Origin of the sequence: Citrobacter sp. A316 (genome assembly GCF_002042945.1) — a bacterium.
Taxonomy (GTDB): domain Bacteria; phylum Pseudomonadota; class Gammaproteobacteria; order Enterobacterales; family Enterobacteriaceae; genus Citrobacter; species Citrobacter portucalensis.
This window is the reverse complement of record NZ_MVFZ01000005.1, coordinates 50,505-71,506: the sequence shown is the minus strand read 5'-3', so window position 1 is coordinate 71,506 and position 21,002 is coordinate 50,505. Positions and strand designations below refer to the sequence as shown.

The 21,002-nt window shown below is 49.8% G+C and carries 20 protein-coding genes and 2 tRNA genes; 11 read left to right on the top strand and 11 right to left on the bottom strand.

All coding sequences use genetic code 11. The features are described 5' to 3' along the window. The first annotated feature begins 11 nt into the window (after nt 1-11). A complete protein-coding gene (locus BZK41_RS07865; protein ID WP_079937784.1) occupies nt 12-503 on the top strand; it encodes a GNAT family N-acetyltransferase in 492 nt (163 codons plus the stop codon). A 298-nt stretch (nt 504-801) separates the two neighbouring features. On the opposite strand, the gene BZK41_RS07860 is transcribed toward BZK41_RS07865, so the two are convergent. Then, nucleotides 802-1,176: a helix-turn-helix domain-containing protein gene (locus tag BZK41_RS07860; protein WP_353424682.1), complete on the bottom strand. Its 375-nt coding sequence runs from the start codon at nt 1,174-1,176 to the stop codon at nt 802-804. Nucleotides 1,177-1,373: 197 nt separating this feature from the next. Here BZK41_RS07860 and BZK41_RS07855 point away from each other — a divergent pair, with 197 nt between their 5' ends. Together BZK41_RS07855 and BZK41_RS07850 are read left to right on the top strand one after the other, a co-directional pair. Next, on the top strand, nt 1,374-2,381 hold the full coding sequence (locus BZK41_RS07855) for a zinc-binding alcohol dehydrogenase family protein (protein ID WP_079937783.1): 1,008 nt from the start codon (nt 1,374-1,376) through the stop codon (nt 2,379-2,381). Between the two features lie 50 nt (nt 2,382-2,431). Next, nucleotides 2,432-3,409 (top strand): NAD(P)-dependent alcohol dehydrogenase, encoded by a 978-nt coding sequence (locus BZK41_RS07850; RefSeq protein ID WP_079937782.1) that lies wholly within the window; start codon nt 2,432-2,434, stop codon nt 3,407-3,409. Nucleotides 3,410-3,593: 184 nt separating this feature from the next. Here BZK41_RS07850 and BZK41_RS07845 read toward each other — a convergent pair whose 3' ends face one another. Further along, the gene (locus BZK41_RS07845; protein WP_079937781.1) at nt 3,594-4,196 is read right to left on the bottom strand and encodes a helix-turn-helix domain-containing protein; all 603 of its coding nucleotides are present in this window, start codon (nt 4,194-4,196) and stop codon (nt 3,594-3,596) included. Between the two features lie 43 nt (nt 4,197-4,239). Between BZK41_RS07845 and BZK41_RS07840 the strand changes: the two genes are divergently transcribed. Beyond that, nucleotides 4,240-4,935, top strand: coding sequence for a B3/4 domain-containing protein (locus BZK41_RS07840; RefSeq protein WP_079937780.1), 696 nt, complete (start codon nt 4,240-4,242; stop codon nt 4,933-4,935). A 20-nt stretch (nt 4,936-4,955) separates the two neighbouring features. Next, entirely contained in the window at nt 4,956-5,849 is an 894-nt protein-coding gene (locus BZK41_RS07835; protein WP_079937779.1) for a dihydrodipicolinate synthase family protein, read from the top strand. A 142-nt stretch (nt 5,850-5,991) separates the two neighbouring features. Here the strand turns inward: BZK41_RS07835 and BZK41_RS07830 are convergent, their stop codons facing one another. Both BZK41_RS07830 and BZK41_RS07825 read right to left on the bottom strand, forming a co-directional pair. Next, a complete protein-coding gene (locus BZK41_RS07830; protein WP_172313122.1) occupies nt 5,992-7,509 on the bottom strand; it encodes a DHA2 family efflux MFS transporter permease subunit in 1,518 nt (505 codons plus the stop codon). Next, the gene (locus tag BZK41_RS07825; protein ID WP_079937777.1) at nt 7,509-8,540 is read right to left on the bottom strand and encodes an HlyD family secretion protein; all 1,032 of its coding nucleotides are present in this window, start codon (nt 8,538-8,540) and stop codon (nt 7,509-7,511) included. The genes BZK41_RS07830 and BZK41_RS07825 overlap by 1 nt, the downstream gene beginning before the upstream one ends. A gap of 117 nt (nt 8,541-8,657) precedes the next feature. On the opposite strand from BZK41_RS07825, the gene BZK41_RS07820 reads away from it, so the two are divergent. Next, entirely contained in the window at nt 8,658-9,446 is a 789-nt protein-coding gene (locus tag BZK41_RS07820; RefSeq protein WP_079937911.1) for a helix-turn-helix transcriptional regulator, read from the top strand. A gap of 208 nt (nt 9,447-9,654) precedes the next feature. Here BZK41_RS07820 and BZK41_RS07815 read toward each other — a convergent pair whose 3' ends face one another. Continuing rightward, nucleotides 9,655-10,245, bottom strand: coding sequence for a GNAT family protein (locus tag BZK41_RS07815; protein ID WP_079937910.1), 591 nt, complete (start codon nt 10,243-10,245; stop codon nt 9,655-9,657). A gap of 270 nt (nt 10,246-10,515) precedes the next feature. Further along, a complete protein-coding gene (locus BZK41_RS07810; protein WP_079937776.1) occupies nt 10,516-11,430 on the bottom strand; it encodes a DMT family transporter in 915 nt (304 codons plus the stop codon). 102 nt (nt 11,431-11,532) lie between these two features. Here BZK41_RS07810 and BZK41_RS07805 point away from each other — a divergent pair, with 102 nt between their 5' ends. From BZK41_RS07805 to BZK41_RS07785, 5 genes are all read left to right on the top strand, one after another. Then, a complete protein-coding gene (locus BZK41_RS07805; protein ID WP_079937775.1) occupies nt 11,533-12,447 on the top strand; it encodes a LysR family transcriptional regulator in 915 nt (304 codons plus the stop codon). 404 nt (nt 12,448-12,851) lie between these two features. Beyond that, entirely contained in the window at nt 12,852-13,118 is a 267-nt protein-coding gene (locus BZK41_RS07800; RefSeq protein WP_079937774.1) for a hypothetical protein, read from the top strand. Between the two features lie 673 nt (nt 13,119-13,791). Next, nucleotides 13,792-13,868: transfer RNA gene (locus tag BZK41_RS07795), tRNA-Val, on the top strand. A gap of 4 nt (nt 13,869-13,872) precedes the next feature. After that, nucleotides 13,873-13,949: transfer RNA gene (locus tag BZK41_RS07790), tRNA-Val, on the top strand. A 182-nt stretch (nt 13,950-14,131) separates the two neighbouring features. Next, nucleotides 14,132-14,854, top strand: coding sequence for a substrate-binding domain-containing protein (locus BZK41_RS07785; protein ID WP_079937773.1), 723 nt, complete (start codon nt 14,132-14,134; stop codon nt 14,852-14,854). On the opposite strand, the gene BZK41_RS07780 is transcribed toward BZK41_RS07785, so the two are convergent. The 5 genes from BZK41_RS07780 to BZK41_RS07760 all read right to left on the bottom strand — a co-directional run bounded on the left by BZK41_RS07780 (nt 14,841) and on the right by BZK41_RS07760 (nt 20,947). Continuing rightward, a complete protein-coding gene (locus BZK41_RS07780; RefSeq protein ID WP_079937772.1) occupies nt 14,841-15,593 on the bottom strand; it encodes an ABC transporter ATP-binding protein in 753 nt (250 codons plus the stop codon). The two genes, BZK41_RS07785 and BZK41_RS07780, sit on opposite strands and share 14 nt — an antisense overlap. Next, a complete protein-coding gene (locus BZK41_RS07775; protein ID WP_079937771.1) occupies nt 15,590-16,594 on the bottom strand; it encodes an iron ABC transporter permease in 1,005 nt (334 codons plus the stop codon). Before BZK41_RS07775 ends, BZK41_RS07780 begins: the two co-directional genes overlap by 4 nt. Further along, nucleotides 16,581-17,636: an ABC transporter substrate-binding protein gene (locus BZK41_RS07770; RefSeq protein WP_079937770.1), complete on the bottom strand. Its 1,056-nt coding sequence runs from the start codon at nt 17,634-17,636 to the stop codon at nt 16,581-16,583. Before BZK41_RS07770 ends, BZK41_RS07775 begins: the two co-directional genes overlap by 14 nt. A 158-nt stretch (nt 17,637-17,794) precedes the next feature. After that, nucleotides 17,795-18,805: an ABC transporter substrate-binding protein gene (locus BZK41_RS07765; protein WP_079937769.1), complete on the bottom strand. Its 1,011-nt coding sequence runs from the start codon at nt 18,803-18,805 to the stop codon at nt 17,795-17,797. Nucleotides 18,806-18,814: 9 nt separating this feature from the next. After that, the gene (locus tag BZK41_RS07760; RefSeq protein ID WP_079937768.1) at nt 18,815-20,947 is read right to left on the bottom strand and encodes a TonB-dependent siderophore receptor; all 2,133 of its coding nucleotides are present in this window, start codon (nt 20,945-20,947) and stop codon (nt 18,815-18,817) included. Nucleotides 20,948-21,002: the final 55 nt, after the last annotated feature.

The window sequence follows — 21,002 nt, the reverse complement described above, 5'->3', positions numbered from 1 at the left end:
GAGGCAAAACCATGTCTACCCCTGCATTCCGTCTGGCCACCGCAGCTGATGTTGACCGTTGCTATAATATTGAAATCACGTCCTACGAAGGGGATGAAGCAGCAACGCGCGAGAAAATTGCCACCCGTATTAACCGCTATCCGGAAGGTTTCATGTGCATGGAGTTGGACGGCGACGTTGTAGGGTTCATCAATGCAGGCTGTGCATGGGAAGTCGTCATGTCTGATGAAGAGTTTAAAGAACTGGTAGGACACGATCCGGATGCGCCAAATGCTGTGATCATGTCTGTCGTTCTTCACCCGGACTACCAGGGAAAAGGATACTCGTCGTTACTCATGCGTGAATTCGTGGGACATATGAAGGCAATGAACAAAAAAACCATACACCTGATGTGCAAAGATCACCACGTCGATCTGTACGCTCATTTCGGTTACCAGTATATAAAACCGTCAGAATCAGAGCACGGTGGAATGGTCTGGCATGAAATGATGATGACGCTCTGATTTAACGATCCAGACACGACTCTTTTTCTGCTCATCTCCGGTTTGCGCTGACAGTCAGCAGTGGTTGTCAGCGCCCCATCATGAGACGTTTTTTCTATGCAAAATAAGCGAACTACTCCGCAGACGCTTAAGCGTACACGCCATTTTTAGATGGCCACTATCGGTGGCACCATTGGTTGCTGTACTGTATTTTAAATTACGTGTGCTGTGTGCCAAAAGCTGACCGTCACTATTCGGTTTTCGTCGATAAGTAGGCCAGTATAAAATCAAAATTGCAGCGCCATCCACCAGGATAGCATCATTTAGGTAAGGCTCGTTCGCATTGAAAATTGTCCCCCCAGTCGCGCATCGCAAGTAAAACCGGTTTCAACGAGACACCCAGTGGGGTGAGTTCATACTCCACTCTCGGAGGCACTTCAGCGTACACGGTACGGCTGATGATGCCATCGGCTTCCAGTTCGCGTAGCTGTAGCGTAATCATGCGGCGAGTGGCAGTATCAATAAGCTTACACAATTGGTTAAAGCGCTGTTTTCCATCAAGCAAATGAAAAAGAATTATCGGTTTCCACAGCCCGCCAATAACCCCAAGTGTGACTTCAACAGAACATCCAGTGCGTTGGGTGTTGTGCTGCCGGGACATTTTCTTATCTGAAAATTCATCGGTATCATTCATGTAACTTAGTCTCAAAATTGTGCGTACTTGATAGGTTAATACCTGGCAGTATAATAGATTTACTTCGTTATGGAACGAGTAATTTTAAAATAATCATGACTATACTTATAAAATAATTACAGCCACCACTTATCGAATATTAATTTAATGTCTTTAATGGTTTACGTATTAATTTATGAAATCAATCAAGAGGATTTATGAAAGCAATAGCTATTACACACTCAGGTGAGCAGAGCGATAATCTTGATTATCTCCTTGAGATTGATATACCTGTTCCGATTGCTACCGGGCGCGATCTTTTAATTGAAGTGAAAGCCGTTGCGGTTAATCCTGCCGATGTTAAGGTTCGTGCGTGGCATAATACCAATACGCCTCGCGTACTGGGCTGGGATGCGGTCGGTATTGTTAAATCTGTCGGTGAAAACGTGACGCTGTTTAAAACAGGTGATGAAGTCTGGTATGCAGGAGCGTTAACGCGTCCGGGCAGCAATTGTGAATATCAACTGGTCGATGAGCGCATCGTAGCGCATAAACCCACATCACTTAGCCGCGCTTCAGCCGCAGCCATGCCGTTAACCAGTATCACCGCATGGGAGTTGCTGTTTGATCGTCTTGCCATTGAAGAAGGTGGCAACACTGGCGATACACTGCTGATTGTCGGCGCGGCTGGCGGTGTGGGGTCCGTGCTAACACAGCTGGCACGGCAATTAACCAAAATGACCGTTATCGGCACCGCCTCCCGGCCAGAAAGTCAGGAATGGGTAAAAAGCGTCGGGGCGCATGAGGTCATCGATCACAGTAAACCACTCGATGAAGAACTGGCCCGCATCGGCATTAACGAAGTCACCCATGTGGCAAGTTTGACAAATACCGACGATCATTATCACGAATATATAAAAATCATCGCTGCACAGGGAAAACTAGGCATTGTCGATGACCCTAAATTTATTGATGCGGTACCGCTGAAAGGAAAATGTATTTCACTGCATTGGGAAGCAATGTTTGCCCGCTCAATGTTCGAAACAAAAGATATGATCAACCAGCATTTATTACTTAAGCGAGTTGCTGAATTAGTGGATAACGGTGTTATTCAGACTACGCAAGGAGATAATTATGGTCATATTACCGCAGAAAATTTGCGCAGGGCTCATAAAAAAATAGAAACAGGTAGGATGATCGGAAAAATTGTTCTTGAGAACTTTTAACACGCCCTCCCCCCTCTTTTCGTGAATATCAAATTAATTAAGGTCAATATATGAAATGCTATAAATTAACCGGTCTTTCCAATCCTGCCTTAAAACTTGAAACCATCACAGCCAGCGCGCCAGGTGCCGGGCAAGTTGCCATTGCCATAAAGGCTGTTTCCTTAAACTACCGTGACCTGATCGTTACCGAGTATGCCAAAGATAGCGTTCCCGTCTCTGACGGAGCCGGTGTGATTGTGGAGGTGGGTGAAGGTGTTACGGATTATCAGGTGGGCGACCGTGTCGTCATTGGTTTTATGCCTGACTGGGTAGAGGGCAGCTATTCAGAAGCGAAGAAAGCCTCCTCTCTGGGCGGCTCTGGCATTGATGGCGTCTTAACCGAGCGTTTTATTGTCTCCTCCACCAGCATTTGCCGCATCCCTGATAGTCTCTCTTTTGAAGAGGCGGCTACCCTCCCTTGTGCTGCGGTTACCGCCTGGTCTGCGCTGTTTGAGCACGGCACATTAGCACCGGGCAGTACGGTTCTGCTCCAGGGGACCGGTGGCGTCTCCATCTTTGCTCTGCAAATGGCAAAATTAGCGGGTTGTCGGGTCATCATCACCTCCAGCTCCGATGAAAAGCTGGCCCGCGCTCGCGAGCTTGGTGCCGATGAAACAATCAACTATAAAAAGACCCCAGAATGGGCAGACGAAGTGCTGAAGCTGACCAACGGTCAAGGGGTCGACCTTGCGGTTGACGTGACCGGGCCCGCTACGCTGAATTTAACGACCAGGGCCACGCGTTTTGGCGGTCGCATTTCGTTGATTGGCGTGCTCTCAGGGTACAATGGCACGATTGACATCGGCATTCTGGAAAAGCGCATTTCGCTGCAGGGCATCTACGTTGGGCCGGTATCGACACTGGAAAAAGTCGTTCACTCCGGCATTAAACCTTATATTGACCAGGTATTTACCTTTGATGAAGCCGAACTGGCTTATCAAACCCTGAAGGGAAGCCAGCATTTCGGGAAAGTTGTCATCAAAATCTGATTGATCCGTGAACGACAAATTGACACCTGAATAGTAATAAAGAGGGGGGTAAAGACAATTTGTCTTGTGACAGTAAACTTGTCTTTGATAAAAATCAGGTGCTGATTAATCACTGACCCTTCTCGACTTACTCGTGATGAGGCAAGCCTTACTGGCGAGGTCTGGTTTCTATATCGGGCCATACTCAGGATGCTTTTTCATGTACTGTCATGATAAAAACCAATGGGCCTTCCCCCCTGTTTTCATAGAAATGAGGAACATCCGTTCTGGCCGTTGCCGAACAACCGGTCTTCACCAGATACGGATGATCCTGTACGCCCAGTGTAAGCGTGCCCATCTGAACATAAAATAACTCAAGCGTCCCTTGCGGGTGACCGGGCGAAGCAAACTTTTCCCCAGGCTGCATTTCCCACATCCAGAGCTCTGTCATATCAGGACCACCCGATCCCGCGAGCAACCTTGCTCTCCCGCCTTTTTCCCCCTCCCACAATTCTGGGATCTCATCTTCAGCAATGAGATGCACGGTCGGTTTTGAACTGACATCCACAAAGTCAGCCACCGAAACGCCCATCGCGGCAGCCAGGCGGCACAACAAGGCAATGCTGGGATTCGCCCGGCATCCCTCAATATCAACCAGCGCCCCTTTGCTGACGCCTGCCCGGCGGGACAGCTCATCGAGTGATATTTTCTTTTGCTTACGATACTGCTTAATCCGCTGAGATACGGCTTCATTCACGGTACTGGCAATAGTATCAGCATCGGTCATTAAATTGACTTTTTTGGTCATCGGTCATTATCATGGAATAAATTAGTCATTACAGGATTATCACGTGCTAACAGTATCTCCGTCAATTGCCCCTGAAATTTATCGTATTGCACCCGGTTTTCGGGCGCTAAGTATCTATGTAAAAGCCGCGCCGGTGCTGAACCCCGGTATTGGAGAAACGGCACTGCGAGAAGCATGTGAAGCAGTAATGGTCGGTAAACCTGAATGGGCGGAGTCTCATCTGGCCGCATGGGCTGAAATTTTCCAGAGGTTTGGCGCAAAACCCAAACGCACTCCTTGTTCAGCTGATGCGTTACGTAAGCGTGTATTACGCGACGGTGTAATGCCAGCGCTCGATCCCATCGTTGATCTTTATAACGCCGTTAGCCTCCGCTTCGCCATTCCGGTTGGTGGAGAGAACATCGCTACCTATCAGGGTTCACCACGTCTTATTGTGGCAAAAGGAACAGAACCTTTTGATACTATAAAAGAAGGTGCTTCTGCAGTTGAATATCCTTCACAAGGTGAAGTTATCTGGTGTGATGACCACGGAGTAACTTGCCGCCGCTGGAACTGGCGACAGGGGATCAGAACCCGCTTAGGCGTTGAGGCTCAGCAGATGTGGTTCATCCTGGAGAGTCTGCCGCAAATGCCCCTTGAGAAGCTTTATGAAGCCGGAAAGACGCTGACTGACGGTCTTGAAAAAATGATGCCCGGTCTGTGGTTAGATGTGACTCTCATCGAAGAGCAATGCCATTAATCTCATTCAGGAAAAACACAATGTTCACCGGCTTGTCTGCTTTTCCGTTAACCCCGATTACCGCCAGCAGCATCGACGAACCGGGGTTCAGTAAGATTCTGACCCGCCTTACGGCAGCCCATGTTGATTCTCTTGGTATTCTGGGGTCAACCGGAAGCTATGCGTATCTGACTCGAGAGCAGCGCAAGCGCGTAGCAATGTTGGCAAAACAGCATGCCGGGGACATCCCTGTAATGGTGTGTGTAGGGGCGGTCAGTACCGATGCCATTCTGCATCTGGCAGATGATGCTCAAGCAGCCGGCGCAGATGCCCTTCTGCTCCCGGCGGTCAGCTACCAGTCACTCCGTGATGAAGAAGTCTTCGCACTATTCGAGACAGTTACCCAGCAGGTGTCTATACCGGTGTGTATTTATGATAATCCGGGCACCACGCATTTTACCTTTACGGATGAACTGCACGGGCGTATCTCATCACTTGAAGGTGTTCGCTCGATTAAGATCCCCGGTGTCCCGGATAGTCCGGTGGCAGCGACGGAACGGGTTGCGGCGTTACGTCAGCACCTGCGCCCTGACGTAACCATCGGTATTAGTGGCGATGCCTCTGCCGGGCTGGGATTAAATGCAGGCTGTGAGGTCTGGTACTCCGTGTGCGGCGGTTTGTTCCCGGAAACAGCAAAACAGATCACAGAGGCTGCAGCAGCGCAGGATCATGCTCGCGTCACAGCACTAACAACCCGACTGGAACCATTGTGGGCGCAGTTTCGTAAACATGGCGGAAGCATTCGCGTGATTGCCGCTGCCGCTGGCGTGCTGGGACTTACCGATACGGACTGCCTGCCTCGTCCTCTGCAACCGTTATCAGCAGGCGATATCACGGACATTGCCCGTGTGATAACCACGCTGAGTCTGAAGTAACCGACACTGAGAACCGACAGTCAGCCGGTCCTTCTGCAATCTGACCGGCAAATTGCCTTCATGGCAACCCTTCGGTATACAAAAACTCCGGCTAAGGCAGGTCTTGCCCGCTATGCCAGTTCCGCGATGCATCAAATTTTCATTACTGTTTTCTGTCCATTGCAGGAACCAGCACGAAAGCCATAAACAAGAGAATACTAATCAGCAAAAAAGCATCAGAAAATGCCATTGTTTGAGCTTGCAACATCATCATGTGACTCAGTAATTTTGTTGCTGCCAGTAGTCCAGTGGTACCGTCACTTCCTCCCTGAATGAAAATAGCGTTGTAACTGGTAATGAACTCATTGACAGTTTGTGGCACGGACGCCACTTTTTCCCCAATCCTTTGGAAATGAAAATTAGTCCGGTTATTTAGAATAGTCCCGCACAGAGCAATTCCGATAGCGCCTCCCAAATTGCGCGTCAGATTAAAGACCCCCGATGCCAGTTTCAGCCGTTCTTTCGGTATACCGCCCAGGGTTAATGTCACGATGGGTGCCATCGCAAATTGCTGCGAAACGCCTCTGATAGCCTGCGGTAGCAGTAATTCTTGCCATCCCCATTGATGGGTTATTGGGGTGAAAAGAAACATAGAAAATGCAAATCCACCCAGCCCAACCATCAATAACCATTGCAGGTTTATTTTTTTACTCAAATATAAATAAAGAGGCACTGACAGGATTTGAAATATACCGGTCGTGCAAACAGCCACGCCAATGTCCATCGAGCTAAACCCTCTGACCTGCCCCAGAAATACCGGCGTCAGGTAAACGGTTGAGAATATCCCAACACCTCCGGCAAAAGAGAAAAAACAACCTAGCGAGAAGTTTTTATCCCTGAACGCATAAAGATCCATAATGGGATTCGATATAGTGAGAGTGCGTAGCGTAAATAAAAGCGCGCTCACCAGTGTCAGACTCGATGTCAACATAATCGTACTGTCGTCAAACCATCCCCACCGGGCCCCTTCCTCCAGAGAGTATTCCAGACATCCCAGTGTAAGCGCGAGTAGTGCAATGCCAGGATAATCAGCACCTTTAAGGAGTGCCAGGTTGGGTTTATCAACATCGACCAGGAAAGGTATGCTCATCAACAGATAAAGACCAGGTACTATATTGATATAAAAAAGCCAGCGCCATTCAAGGTTATCGGTAATCCATCCTCCAAGGGTTGGCCCAAGCATTGGGGATAGCGATGCCAACGCACTGACTACGGCGGCAGCTAACCCCAACTCCTTTCCCTGGTAATAAATAAAGGCAGTGGTAAAGACCAACGGGATCATCGATGCTCCCGCAGCTCCCTGCAAAGCGCGGAACACAATCATGCTCTGAATATTCCATGCCAGACCGCAGGCCACGCTCATTACGGTAAAGGCCCCGGCAGAGAGCGTAAAAAGCCAACGGGTGGAGAACACCCGCGAGAGCCATCCCGAGAGAGGAATAATAATGATTTCTGCAATCAGATAGCTGGTCTGAACCCATGCCATCTCATCTTTACCTGCTGAGAGTCCGCCGCCGATTTCATTAAGGGAGGCCGAGACAATCTGAATATCAAGCTGGGCAATAAACAGTCCAATACACATACTGGCAAAGGCAATATGTTTTCGCATAGCTGCCCCCATCAGTGTCGTTCGTTGACGCTAACGGTCACTGAAAGCCCGGGGCGAAGAATCCGCGCCAGTTCATCTGTTTTATCAATGGCAATCCGCACCGGAACGCGTTGCACTATTTTAGTAAAATTGCCGGTAGCATTTTCTACAGGGATCAGGCTAAAGGTGGCTCCAGTTGCTGGCGCCAGGCTTTCGACGTATCCGTGAAAAACGTTGCCGTGTAGAGCATCTGCCCGTATCTCCGCTTTCATCCCGGGTTTCATCCCGGCAATCTGGCTTTCCTTAAAATTCGCATCGATCCACAGACCGCTGCTCGGGACAACGGAGGCTAATTGCGTTCCTCCCGCCACCCAGCTACCAACACGAGCACGACGGTTTGCAACAGTACCTGTTATAGGGGCCCGAACAACCGTGTATTCCAGATCGAGCAACGCCCGATCCAGTGCCGACTTCGCCTCCTTAAGACCCGCTCTTGCGACTTCCAGTTGAGCAGATAACATTGTCAGGCGCTGCTGCTCAGTCTGGTAATCATTCGCTGCTTTGCGTTCTCTGGCTATCATCCGTTGATAATCAAGCCGGGCGTTATCTTTGATTTGTTGAGAAATGGCCGCCGACTTTGCCAACAGTTCGTAACGCTGGCTGTCTTTCAAACTCTTTTGAACATCGAGTTTTGCCGCCTGCCAGGTTTCAGCGGCACTCGCTATAACCGATTGCTGCATCGTGATACTGGCACGAATACTGTCGAGGCAGGCTTTGCTTCTTGATACTTTTGCCTTGGATTGAGCAACAGCAGCGCGATAATCACGGTCATCCAGGCTAAGGATAATATCGCCTGCTTTAACGAGTTGATTATCACGAACCTCAATCCGGGATATATAACCAGATACTTTACTGGCCACGACGGTGATATTCGCCCCGATATAAGCATCATCCGTTGATTGTATAAAGCGCCCATTCATTAACCACCATCCGTAAAAAATAACACCAGCCATCAGGCAAATTATTCCCACTGTGCTGATAAGGTGTCTTTTAAAAAAAATCATCATTAATTGCTGCCACTCAGATTGTCTTCACACCGTGCACCCTGATGAGGTTGCACAACCGATACAGAAAAATTAACATGTCTTTTTTGATAATTAATGCCAATAAACACATCCAAAATGACAATTACGCTACAACCAGAAGCTCTGCCGGGGCACCACATCATCGGGCTGGATTCTGAACATTTGAACGGAGGGATAGTGCCGTGGCATAAGCACATTTATGCCCAACTGCTCTATCCTGCGGAAGGCGTCGTGAGGGTATGGGCGGGAGACAGCGTCTGGATGGTCCACGCCAGTTGTGCATTATGGCTGCCGCCGCAGATGCCGCATAAATTTGTAGCAACAGGTAACGTTTTGCTGAAAACCGTACTGATCAACGAGGCGCAGAGCAAAATAGTAGGAAATACGTGTTTTACGACCGGGATATCACCGCTGTTAAGAGAGTTACTGATTGCAATAAATCAGCTTACGCATCAGCAAAAATACAATGCTGACAGTGAACAGCAGAAGCGTTTTGCTGCCCTGGAGACATTAATATTGCAGGAAATAAAATCAGGGGGAAAAGTATCGCTGGAACTTCCCTGGCCACGGGATGTACGGCTCCAGTCGCTTTGCGAAGAGTTAATGAGTCATCCAGGATATCTGCCCACGCTGGATAATCTGGCCGATAAACTCAGCGTCAGTAATCGCACGCTTATGCGTCTCTTTGTGAAAGAAACTGGCCTGACATTTCGACACTGGATCCAACAAATGCATGTCATAAGCGCAATCTCATTACTGGAAGAAGGGAGTTCTGTAGCGAAAATAGCTCACCATTTGGGCTATTCCTCAGCGGAATCTTTCGGGAATATGTTTAAACGCAAGACCGGCTCTTCACCGGGGAAATATAGCGCCTCGATAAATTAAGATATGCTATGACATTTTTATAGGAACAATATGTTAGCTCCTCACTGAAAGCTGCGCTTTAAACCTTATCGACGGTAGCTCAGTGCCAGTAGCGGAAGTTAGTAACGTCCGCCCTGCATCACCTGGAAGGACGCAGATCAATCTCTTCCCGCCAGAAAAAGAGCGATAATGACATTCCTTTTGAGATCAGGCGTTCAAAAACGTCGATTCATTTCTCTTGCCTGTAACCGGAGAGGCGGCGCTCAAGGTTGGTCCGAACCTGCGACCACTCATCATCAATTATGCTGTATCGTATGGAAGTACGTTTTCGACCATCAGGCATAATTCGTTCATTTCTGATGATGCCTTCCTGGACCGCGCCAATACGGAGAATGGCAGCCTGGGAACGCTCATTCAATACATCAGTCGTAAACTGAACGCGAACACACTTAAGTTGCTCAAAGGCGTATCGCAGCAGTAACAGTTTACTCTCGGTATTTGCAGCTGTTTTTTGCCAGCTTTGTGAATACCAGGTATGACCAATTTCGAGTTTTCGGTTTTCGCGATCAATCTTCCAGAAACGCGTTGACCCAATGACACGTTGGTCGGATGAGAGCGTTACAGCAAACGGCATGACAGTGCCTTCGGCCTGCCCCTTCAAGGCTTTCTGAATATACGAATCAGCGGTGTCAGCAGACGGAACCACCGTAAATGGCAAGGACCAAAGCTCCCCATCTTGAGCCGCATCAATCAATAGTTGAGCATCAGTCTTAAGCAGAGGACGGAGCGTTACAAGAGATCCTTGTAAAGTAGGAGTCATATTTGTGGCCTCACAGTTCTTTTGTGTCGATGGATTGGGCAGCATAATCCTGTACTGAATTGCTTACTATGCTCCGTTTGCATTTAATAATCGACCAATCAAGAGGCTATTATCTGCCCACCGTTCATAATATATGACAATGTTAGTCATTTCCCCGTGCGGTGATAACAGTCGTCAACGTCCGTTCCTCGCTGTGAGTTCAACTGATGTCTCCAAAACTGTCCGTCCCATGCCAGAAGCGGAAGTGACGTTTGTCACAGTGTGTTTTATTTATGGCTCGATAGCGTTGAATGCTCGTTTCGCTGATTTGCCTGAGCAGAGTGCAATACCACAGACAATCAGTAGCGCGCTGACCAGATGATATAAATGTAATGGTTCACTGAGAAACATCACGCTGAATAAACCACCACTCAGCGGGATGAAATGGGAAAACACTTCTCCACGCGTCGCGCCAATCGCCTGAATGCCTTTATTCCACAACAAATACGAGAGCCACGACGGAAAAATGATCAGGTACAGCAGACCAATAACCAAACCGCGGTGACTAAATTCCGCAAGCGGCGGAATACCATTTTTTGCCATAGAGAAAATCAATATTGGAAGAAGCATTATGGCACCTATCGTCGCGCTAACGGCCACAAACGCATTTCCCCCCACTTCACGAGGTTTAAGACGTAGAAATGCGCAATATACCGCCCAACTTGCTGCTGATCCCATCGTCCACAGATCGCCACGATTGAGGTGTTTTAGGGTATCCAGGTGCCATAAATCCCCCTGCATCACCAGACAGACCACACCAAAAGAGCTGATAATAACTCCAGCGATATTCTGAATTGTTATTTTTTCTTTGAAAATAGTTTTATTGATCAATAAAACCAATGCCGGTGTCGTAGACAAATAAATGGCAGCATTAAGTGAGGAAGTATATTGCAGACCAATGTACAGAGTCAGTGGAAATAATACCTGACCAAACAAAGCCAGGAAGATGATTATGTGAGAAGAACTCTGCATAACATTCCATTGCCCGCGAATCTGCCTGTAGTAAAGCGCTACCAGCAACATGGCAGTGAAGATCCAGCGAGCAGAGGATAATAGAACAGGGTCAACAAGACTGACCAATAGATGTCCTACCACATAATTCCCACCCCAAAAGCACGCGGCGAGAGTGAGTAATAAATAAGGCATAGCTATACCCTTTAATAATACATTTTTGTTCCCTGGAACATTACCGCGAAGAAAATGGAGATGCTAATATAAAGTTTTGCTCAAATGGCATCGTTTTAAACTATGAAATTTACCCTCAGGCAACTTGAATTTTACATAGCATTAGCAGAAACATTGCAAGTTTCTAAAGCTGCCAGCCGTTGTCACGTTTCGCAGTCTTCCATGACTGTCGCGTTACGGAATCTGGAAGAGGCACTTGATGCACAGCTCTTCCTGCGTCAGCCAAAAGGCATTCGGCTCACTTTGGCCGGGGAACGCTTTCTGACGCATGCCCGTACGATTATCAGCAACAGCCACATCGCCCTGGAGGATTTGCATCGCCAACCGGAAACGACTACCGGAAAGGTGCGGATAGGGATAGCTCAGACGCTTTCGGCTTACCTGCTACCGGAGATGCTGAGCGACATTGAAAACCGTTTCCCCTTACTGGAAATTGACTATTTCGAGGCCACGGCTCCTGACCTGCTGGCTGCTCTGCGCCAGCAGCAGGTCGATTTTTGTCTACTTCTCACATCAAACATTCAGCGCGACAGCGACCTGGAGGTCGAAACCATTATTCGCTCGCTGCGCCAGCTGTGGATCGCCCCAGGCCATGCTTTATTGAGTCAGTCTGTTATCCGCCTGCGGGATATCGTGAAGCTGCCCTTTTTGATGCTCGAAACCGATCAATATCCCACGGTGATCACCAATGTCTGGCAGCACGCTGGCTATCAGCCCTCCATCCACTTTCGCAGTAACTCTTTTGAAGCCGTGCGCAGCCTCGTCGCCCAGGGCAACGGTATCACCATCTTATCCGACCTGGTCTATCGCCCCTGGTCGCTAAACGGTCAGCGCGTCATTCGTCGGACGATCGAAGACTGTATCACCTACATGGACGTCGGCGTGGTCACCAACGCCGGACAACCACTGTCAGCTCCAGCTCAGCGATTTAGGGATTTTTTACGTTCGCTGATTGTGAGACTTGAGGGTAAGAGCTAAGTGCGTTGTTAAAAATCCGTTCAGGGAAACTAATGAATGAATATGCGCAAGGCTCCGTCCCAGGGTACAGAACATATGCTGGGCATACATCTTGAATTGCAACACAACCTTCTGCCAGTGCTGTTGCGACCTCTACGTTATGGAATACCCGCCCTTTTGATTCGGATATCTACGTGAGCCCAGCTACCGGGGAACGACTCATGAAAGATTAAGAATGAGCAGTTCCTGCTTACCCCCAAACTACTGATGAAAAACGCGCATACCGAGAGGCGCTCACTCATTACTGAATGGTTGGAACGGACAGTTTTTTGTGACATGCATCAACTAATTATCCTCACAATGTTAATTAACAGAGTTTATAACCGCATTTATATATGTGTTGTGGATAATTATATGGAGTTATTATGATTTCTTCGGTAAATCGTGTTGGTTATGGTTATGTTGACAGCCTTAACTACCTTAATGATAAGGCAACACCTCCCGCATCGAAGTCAACATCAGGTCAAATCTGCCCTCAGACGGGTTTATGGAAAAATGAGTCATACAAGGTTGTTACAAGTGTCGATAAGGGGGAAGTGATGCCTCAGTACCAGGGGCGGGATGTTGAGTGGGAGTTTGAGCATACAGGTAACAACAAGGATGGCATGCAGCTCAGCGGTGAGATTGAATAAATTATGGTTATGCTTAAGTTTTTCAATCAAATGGCCGCAATGAATAGATAGTAAGATATCACTATCTTATTTTGTGCCTCATTATAATAAGTTCAAAATCTCTTCTTTGTGCCTGTTCGAGTCCGTGCCCGTGCAGGCTTTTTTTTACATCAATTTTCTCGGATAACATTTAACCACGACTGTCCCGTCCTACCGCTTCCAGTCTGATTAAACTCCGCCCTAGAAGTCCAGATCCAGTTGACTGGGCTTTTGCGCGCATTCAGCGGGCAAATTCGAGATACAGACCATGCCAGATATCGTTCTCCATCATCGTGAGTATGGACAGACAGAACCATTTTCTGTCCGATTTGTCCTCGTTTCTGGACTGCGATCGAGGGAAAAGAAACCGTACTTTCCTAAAAGGTCTTTTCCATACAGCAGGGAAAGCGGTATGAAACGAGCAGCCGTTATGCGGATCGGGTAAGTTTGTTGAACAACAGGACACCGTCCCGATGCCCCCATTACGCCACCAGCGCACAGCCTGAATAAAAAACGCGCTGCAAAATCAACAAAATATAATCAACCTGCTTAATTACTCTGCAATCGCGTGAGATCGGGAAGAAAAATGCTATTTCCCTCTTGCCTCATTCGGTCTGTGCCGCTAATATTCGTCCCCGTTGTCACCTACAACGTTGCGTTCATAGCTCAGTTGGTTAGAGCACCACCTTGACATGGTGGGGGTCGTTGGTTCGAGTCCAATTGAACGCACCATCTTGCGTCCGTAGCTCAGTTGGTTAGAGCACCACCTTGACATGGTGGGGGTCGGTGGTTCGAGTCCACTCGGACGCACCAAATCATCTCTTTGATTTGGTGCTATTTCCCTTCGAAATTCTCTTTTTATCTCCAGTTTGTATCCTTGTTTTATCATTTCCCATGATGATTCAATAGCAATGCGTTAAATCATTCTAAATTCCATGCTCAACGCGTATTATTCATCTTCTTCGTATAATGTCTTTCGTCAGAGCCCGGATACCATGCCCTCTTCCATCCTCCTGTTCGCCGCGGGCAGTTTACGCCCGGCATTTACCCCGCTGATAAGCCAGTTCGCGCACCAGAGCGGAATAGACGTCAAGGTTGAATATGGCCCGGCCGGTTTATTGCGTGAGCGTATTGAAGCGGGAGAACCGTGCGCGCTTTTCGCCTCGGCCAACCGGGAACATCCACAAAACCTGTTAGCACGCAATAAAGCCATCTCTACGCACACCTTTTGCTGGAACAAACTGAGCCTGGTCAGCAACCGAACTGGTGTCTGGCTGGATTTACTCCGCGACCCAACGCTGCGACCTGGTACATCAACGCCCGGCTGCGACCCTTCCGGAGACTATACCTGGGCATTTTTCGACAATATGGATGTACTGGAACCAGGACTCGGGCAACAACTCCGGACGCGCGCTATTCCGTTAGTTGGCGGTCGTGATACGGTAAAAATCCCGCAAGGAGAACTGGCGAGCGCCTGGATCCTGCGCCAGGGGCTGGCCGATCTGTTTATCGGTTACGCGCATTACGCACACGCGCTGCGCGCGATGCCCGACATACATTACGTGGCTATTCCTGATGAGCACAATATTCGCTGCGAATATCAACTGGCGGTGCTTGAGGCATCCAAAGAAGTCATGGCGCTGGTTGAATTCATTCTCTCCCGCGGCGGGCAGGCGTTCCTGACCTCCGCAGGATTCTTACCGCTTAACGACGAATAGAAAACAGCGGTGCGATAAACGGCGTCTGGTAGTTCTCCACGCTGAGTCTTCTCAGCGTTAAGCCATAAGCCAGGAATAAATTCTCCTCCGTCACAATGCTGTCCGTTACCCCAGCCCGCCATTTTCCTTCAGGGAGTAGCAGCAAAGTATGGGAAGCAACCTGTAACGCATGAAGCGGATCGTGGGTCGAAAAGAGAATGCTGCATCCCTGTTGATGGGCCAGATCGCTGATGAGCTGGAGCACCACCTGCTGATTGGCGAGATCCAGCGCGGAGCACGGTTCATCAAGTAACAACGTTTGACACTCCGTCACCAGAGCCCGGGCAATCATCACCAACTGTTGCTGGCCGCCAGAAAGTGAGCCAAATGAGCTTGAGGCGAGATGCGCGATATTCAACTGCTCTAACGCCTGCATTGCTCTTTTTTGATCCTGCGGACTGGGTTGCGCAAAAAGCTTCACGTGCTGTGCTCGCCCCATCAGCACCACGTCGCTGACCGTGTACGGAAACGGCGGATGGCTATGCTGCGCCACAATCCCTATCCCACCGTTATTTTCAATACTCCCGCCTAAAGCAGGCAGCGTGCCGGTTAACGTATCGAGCAGTGTACTTTTACCCAGGCCGTTGCGTCCCAGCACAACCCAGATCTCACCTTTCTGGCAACAGAACGTTAGCGGTTCAAATAGCGGTGCGCGATACCCATAAGTAAGCTGATTTACACGCAGTGCGGCAGGTATCATGATTTCTCCCGACGGCTGGTACGAATGAGTAAGAAAGCAAACAACGGCGCGCCGAATAATGCGGTAATGATCCCCAGCGGTATCTCCGCGTGCATCAGGGTGCGGGCAATATCATCCACCACAATCATAAATCCGCCCCCTAACCAGAAGGCGCACGGCAGTAAACGACGATGATCAACCCCCACCAGCAAACGCGCCAGATGCGGAATCACTAATCCAACCCAGGCAATACTGCCGCTGACCGCCACCTGAGCAGCGACCAAAAATGCGCAGCACACCAAAATGCTACGTCGCAGAGGAACCACCGCCACACCCAGTGCTCTGGCATCTTTGTCATTGAGCGATAACAGGTTTATCCGCCAGCGTAGCTGGTACAAAACTGTCGCGGCAATACCGACCGGAACCGCCAACAGCAGTACTTTATGCCAGTTGGCCGTCGCGAAACTGCCCAGCAACCAGAACACGATATTAGGTAACGTCTCTTCGGTATCAGCCTGATACTGGATCAGGCTCACCAGCGCGGCAAAAAAGCCGCTCAAAATGATACCCGACAGGATCAACACCAGCGTATTCTCAAGCCCCTGTAACGCAGCAATGGCATACACCAGGATTAACGCCGTCAGACCAAAGAAAAACGTTGACCCCATCATCAGCCAGGGCGAAAGACCGAGCAGGATGGCCAGCGTTCCACCAAAGGCCGCCCCCGACGTCACACCGATAATATGCGGGTCGACCAGAGGATTATGAAATACCCCTTGCAACGTCGCGCCGCATAACCCCAGCGCACCCCCCGCCAGCAGCGCCATCAGAATACGCGGTAGCCTGACCGTCCAGATCACCTGGCTGGCTATTCCCTCAGCGTCGTTATAGTGCGTCAGGTGGTAAAACACCTCGCTTAGCGACAGCGGATATTGTCCGAGGCATAGCGAACTGACACCCAGCAACAGGACCACAACAATTAAGAGCGGTTGCTGGGGCAAAATACAATTACTTAGCTGCATCAGACTGCCAGTTCACACGATAAAAACGCTGATAGTAATCTTGCGCCTGCGCATCAACGTCCACGTCTTTATAGGCATCCGGATACAGTTTTTTAGCCATCCACAGTTCACCAATCGCCAACGCTTCCGGCATCGGATAGCCCCAGGCTTTGGCGTATTCAGGCATCAACCAGACGCGATGATTTTTCACCGCATCAATCCCCTGCCAGTTCGGATCGTTTAGGATCTGAGTTACCACCTGCGGATAGCGATCCTGGACAAAAATCACCTGCGGGTTCCACGCTAATACCTGCTCCAGCGCAACCTGACGGGCACCTTTCACACTGGCAGCCGCCACGTTTAATCCCCCCGCGTGCTGCATCATCAGTCCTGTGTACTTCCCGGAGCCGTAAGTCATCAGGTCGGGGTTAGCCATATAAATACGGACTTTTTGCGCATCCGGGATGTTTGCCACCGGCGCATTGAATTTTGCCCGCGCGGCAAAAACGTAGTCGATTAACGTTTCAGCCTGCGGTTTGCGCCCCACGACATCCGCAATCAGGCGAATACCCTGCTTCAACCCTTCGTTGTAGACCTGCTCTTCATTGACCATGGTCGCGTTCATTTTATTCTGTTGCCCGTCGGCATCTTTGCGCAATGAGATAGCCACGACCGGAATACCGGCGTTCTGAATCTGCTGGATCATCTCCGCGGGCGCATAGTTGGCAACAAAAACCACCTGTGGATGAATCGCCAACAGGCTTTCGATGTTCACGCTGGTGAGATCGCCCGGAGTCGGCAATGTAGCAATTGTCGGCATAAAGCGCGCAAATTCAGGCCCGAGCTGCTTTTTCCAGCTCGACATCACACCAACAATGTCCTGCTGGGCATTGAGCTGGACCAGAATATTCAACGTCTGGTGTTGCAGCACGACCACTTTGTCCACATGGTCAGGAATCGTGACCTGTCGACCAAGCTGATCGGTGATCGTACGGTCGGCCTGAGCAGAAAACGCAAACAACATGCTGGCGCATACCAGCACAAAAGAGCGGAAAGTTAACATGGGATACCATCTGAATAGAGGAGTAAAAACGATATGCATTAAATTATATAACGTGATGACTGGCAACCCATTATCATCATGCAACGCACCAAACCCCACATTTAAGAGCGGTAAAAATGGCGTGCGATCCTTATCACGCCTGTCTTTACACACAAGTGTTACTCCTGTGGAGGTAACGCATTTAAAATTCGCATCGCCTGCGCTGGAGTGAGCGAATAATCGAAGAACTGGCGATAAAAATCGCGCGTCACGCCGACCATATCCAGACCGTTAAACAGCGCAGGATGCAGTTTTGATGCGGCCCATTGCAGCTGTAGCGCGCTTTCAGTGCCGTAACGGTCCCAGGGGAACACGCCCGCCGGATTGCGCCAGACGTTACCCTGCTTAACCGCGTTAAGTTCTTTGAACAATGCCGCATATGGCGAACTGGCGATATCACCGCACCCCGCACCGAGAATAATGACCTGCGGTTGCCAGTAAAGTACCCTTTCAGGCGACACCTCCTTCATGTTGCCATCCACTTCACCTGCCGCATTCCGTCCCCCCGTCAGCGTAATCCAGGTATCGATCAACGTGTTCCTGCCATCGACTTTAAGCGGATTCAGCGATTGAATATGAAGTACCCGAGGGCGCTGATTTTCCGTCAGCCCCGTCGTTTTAGCCTGCACATCCGCGAGTACACGGTTGAGATACTGATTGTAAGCCGTCGCCCTGACGCGAGCCTGCTCGGTACCCAGTACTTCTGCCGTTGTAGTGACCGATTTTTCCATCGAAGCATAGTCAGTAAATGCCATTTCAAGGGCCGGGATACCCGCCTGGCTGTAGCTTTGAGCATCCCCTTTTCCTTTTGCCACAAACACCACATCGACGTGCCGAGCCAACAAATCCTCAGTATTAAATGATGTTCCTCGTATCTGTAAGGCTTGCCTCAGGGAAGGGTTGATTTTGAACATCCATGGCTGGTTTTCCTCATGGTTGACCGTCGCAACAATGTTACGACCTGCGCCCAGCGTCATCAGCACCGAATGATGGGCAAACCAGCCATCCGCAATACGTTCAACATGTGTGGGAACGGTAACTGTGTGACCAGCATCATCCACAACCTGGCGCGTTGCCAGGGCAGGAAACGCCAGCCACACACAAAGCAGCCATGTGTGGCACGTTTTCATGAGCAACCCCTAAAAATCAACCTGAACAGAAACCTGAGCCTGACGCGGTGCACCAAGTTGAGCGCTGGCAGCCCCTGCGCCCGTGTAACCGGTCAATGCGCCCGGAACAATATTGGTCCAATAGTGACGGTCGGTGAGATTGGTGATATCAAACCGGAAAGTGGTTGGCGTGTTCCACAGTCTGGTGGCATAACGCGCGCCGACGTCCACCGTGGTGTAACTCCCGACCCAGCTGTCATTGGCATTATCGGTAGCCCGACGTCCGACGTAATGCACGTTCGTGTCGACATCCAGTCCCGGAACCCGTTCGATAGTGTAGATTGCGAGAATATTCGAGGTGAAGCGCGGCAAACCAACAACTTGCTTACCATCCGCATTGCTGGCCGCGGTATTATGTAGCGTTGGGTCAAGCCAGGCTCCACCGCCTAACACGCGCAAATTTTGAGTAATATGCCCATCAGCCATCAGCTCCAGCCCACGGTTTTTCTGCGTACCGTCTTGAGCAAAATCGCCGTTGTCGTTGGTATAGGCAAAGGGACGTTTGGCTTCAAACAGCGCAGCGGTAAGCAACAGATCTTTTACAGGCGCATATTTTGCGCCCACTTCGATCTGACGACTGCGGTAGGGATCTAACACCTGCCCGGCATTGCGCGCCCCGGCGGGTGCGGTATCGCCCTGCTGCAAACTGTCCGCCCAGGTGGTATACAGCGTGACGTTCTCCACCGGTTTATACATCAGGCTGCTGGAACCGCTCATGCCATTGTCTTTCTGGCGGCTGCTTTCATGCCCAGCTTTGTTGTAGTTACTGACGGCAAACAGGTTCTCGCTGCCGGAAAGCAGCAAGCTCCACTGCGGGGAAAAATGCAGCGTATCGCTTAGCAAAAATGCATGCTGAGTGGTGGTCGCCGAATGATAGCGATCATTAAAATCTGGATACGGTGGTCGTGGATAGTCGGGATGTTGATTGAGAGAAGAATGCCCCAGAGTGAAAGTGCCACCGTTTCGTGGATTATAGTTTTTCCACACAAATCCACGCATTCCGGTAGCAATGTCCTGCGTCAGCCAGCCGGTGTCAACGCTACCGGTCAGGTTCGCTAAATAGCTGTTGATGGTAAAGCGACTGGCCGCCGAATTGGCGGTTGTAGTGGTGTAATCTCCCTGATTATTCGTCAGAGTATTGGTCACTGCCGTCGATTCTCGGTCTGCAACCTGGTGCAGCGCCCCCAGATCCAGCATCCAGTTACCGTCAAAATCATGCTTGATATGCATATCGACGGTGGTTGTTTCGTCATCATGACCCGCATAAGACTGACCATATTTACTGTCCGTAGGATCAAATGCCGCGGGGAAGTGAACGCCTTTCGCCAGAGCAAAACTCCCCGGCATACCTTTTTCGTAATAATGGTAATAGCTGAAATTACTCTCCAGCACCGTTTGATCTGTCAGTTGAAAGTCCAGCCCCAAGCCAGCGTACTGTCGACGGACATGGCTATCGGTGGTGTAGCTATGGCCCTCATCATTCAGCAAGTTGAGACGATATTTCACCCGGTCTTCCGCATCGATTGGGCCGCTGAAATCCATCGACGTCAGCGTACCCGACCCTGTACCTTGCCCCACGGTGACGCGGTGTAACGGCGTATCGACAGGTCGTTTAGACACCAGATTAAACATCCCTGCTGGATTGGCGGGGCCATACAGCGACCCAGCGATGCCGCTCAACACTTCAATGTTCTGGAACTGTTCGGTCGAATATTCAGTCGTGGAGACAGCGTTCAGGCCATCAATCATATGGTTTTGCACCACACTCCCCTGCATACCCCGGGTTTGTGGGCGGACGCCGTCCCCCTGAACGGACGGTAGGTAGCGATAGGCGTCTTTCACATCTTTGATTTGTTGTTGATCCAGCACTTTTTTCGACAGCGTCTGCACCGACCAGGGAACGTCTATCAGCTCTCGCTCGCCGAGGCTACCTAACGTTGCTTTTTTTTCGCTCGCAGGAGGTTCATGTTCCGATAACGAGGATTGTGACGTGGCGGGCGCCGAAACGATAACGGTATCTTCAGCATGAGCCGTTACGGCGGTGGAAAGACAGGCAAAGGTCAACAACCCAGAGGCCACTGGGGTAATTTTGTTATTTAACATTCGTTAATTCAATTCGTTAGATAGAAAGACTGGAGGCTGCTAACGCAAGCGCCTT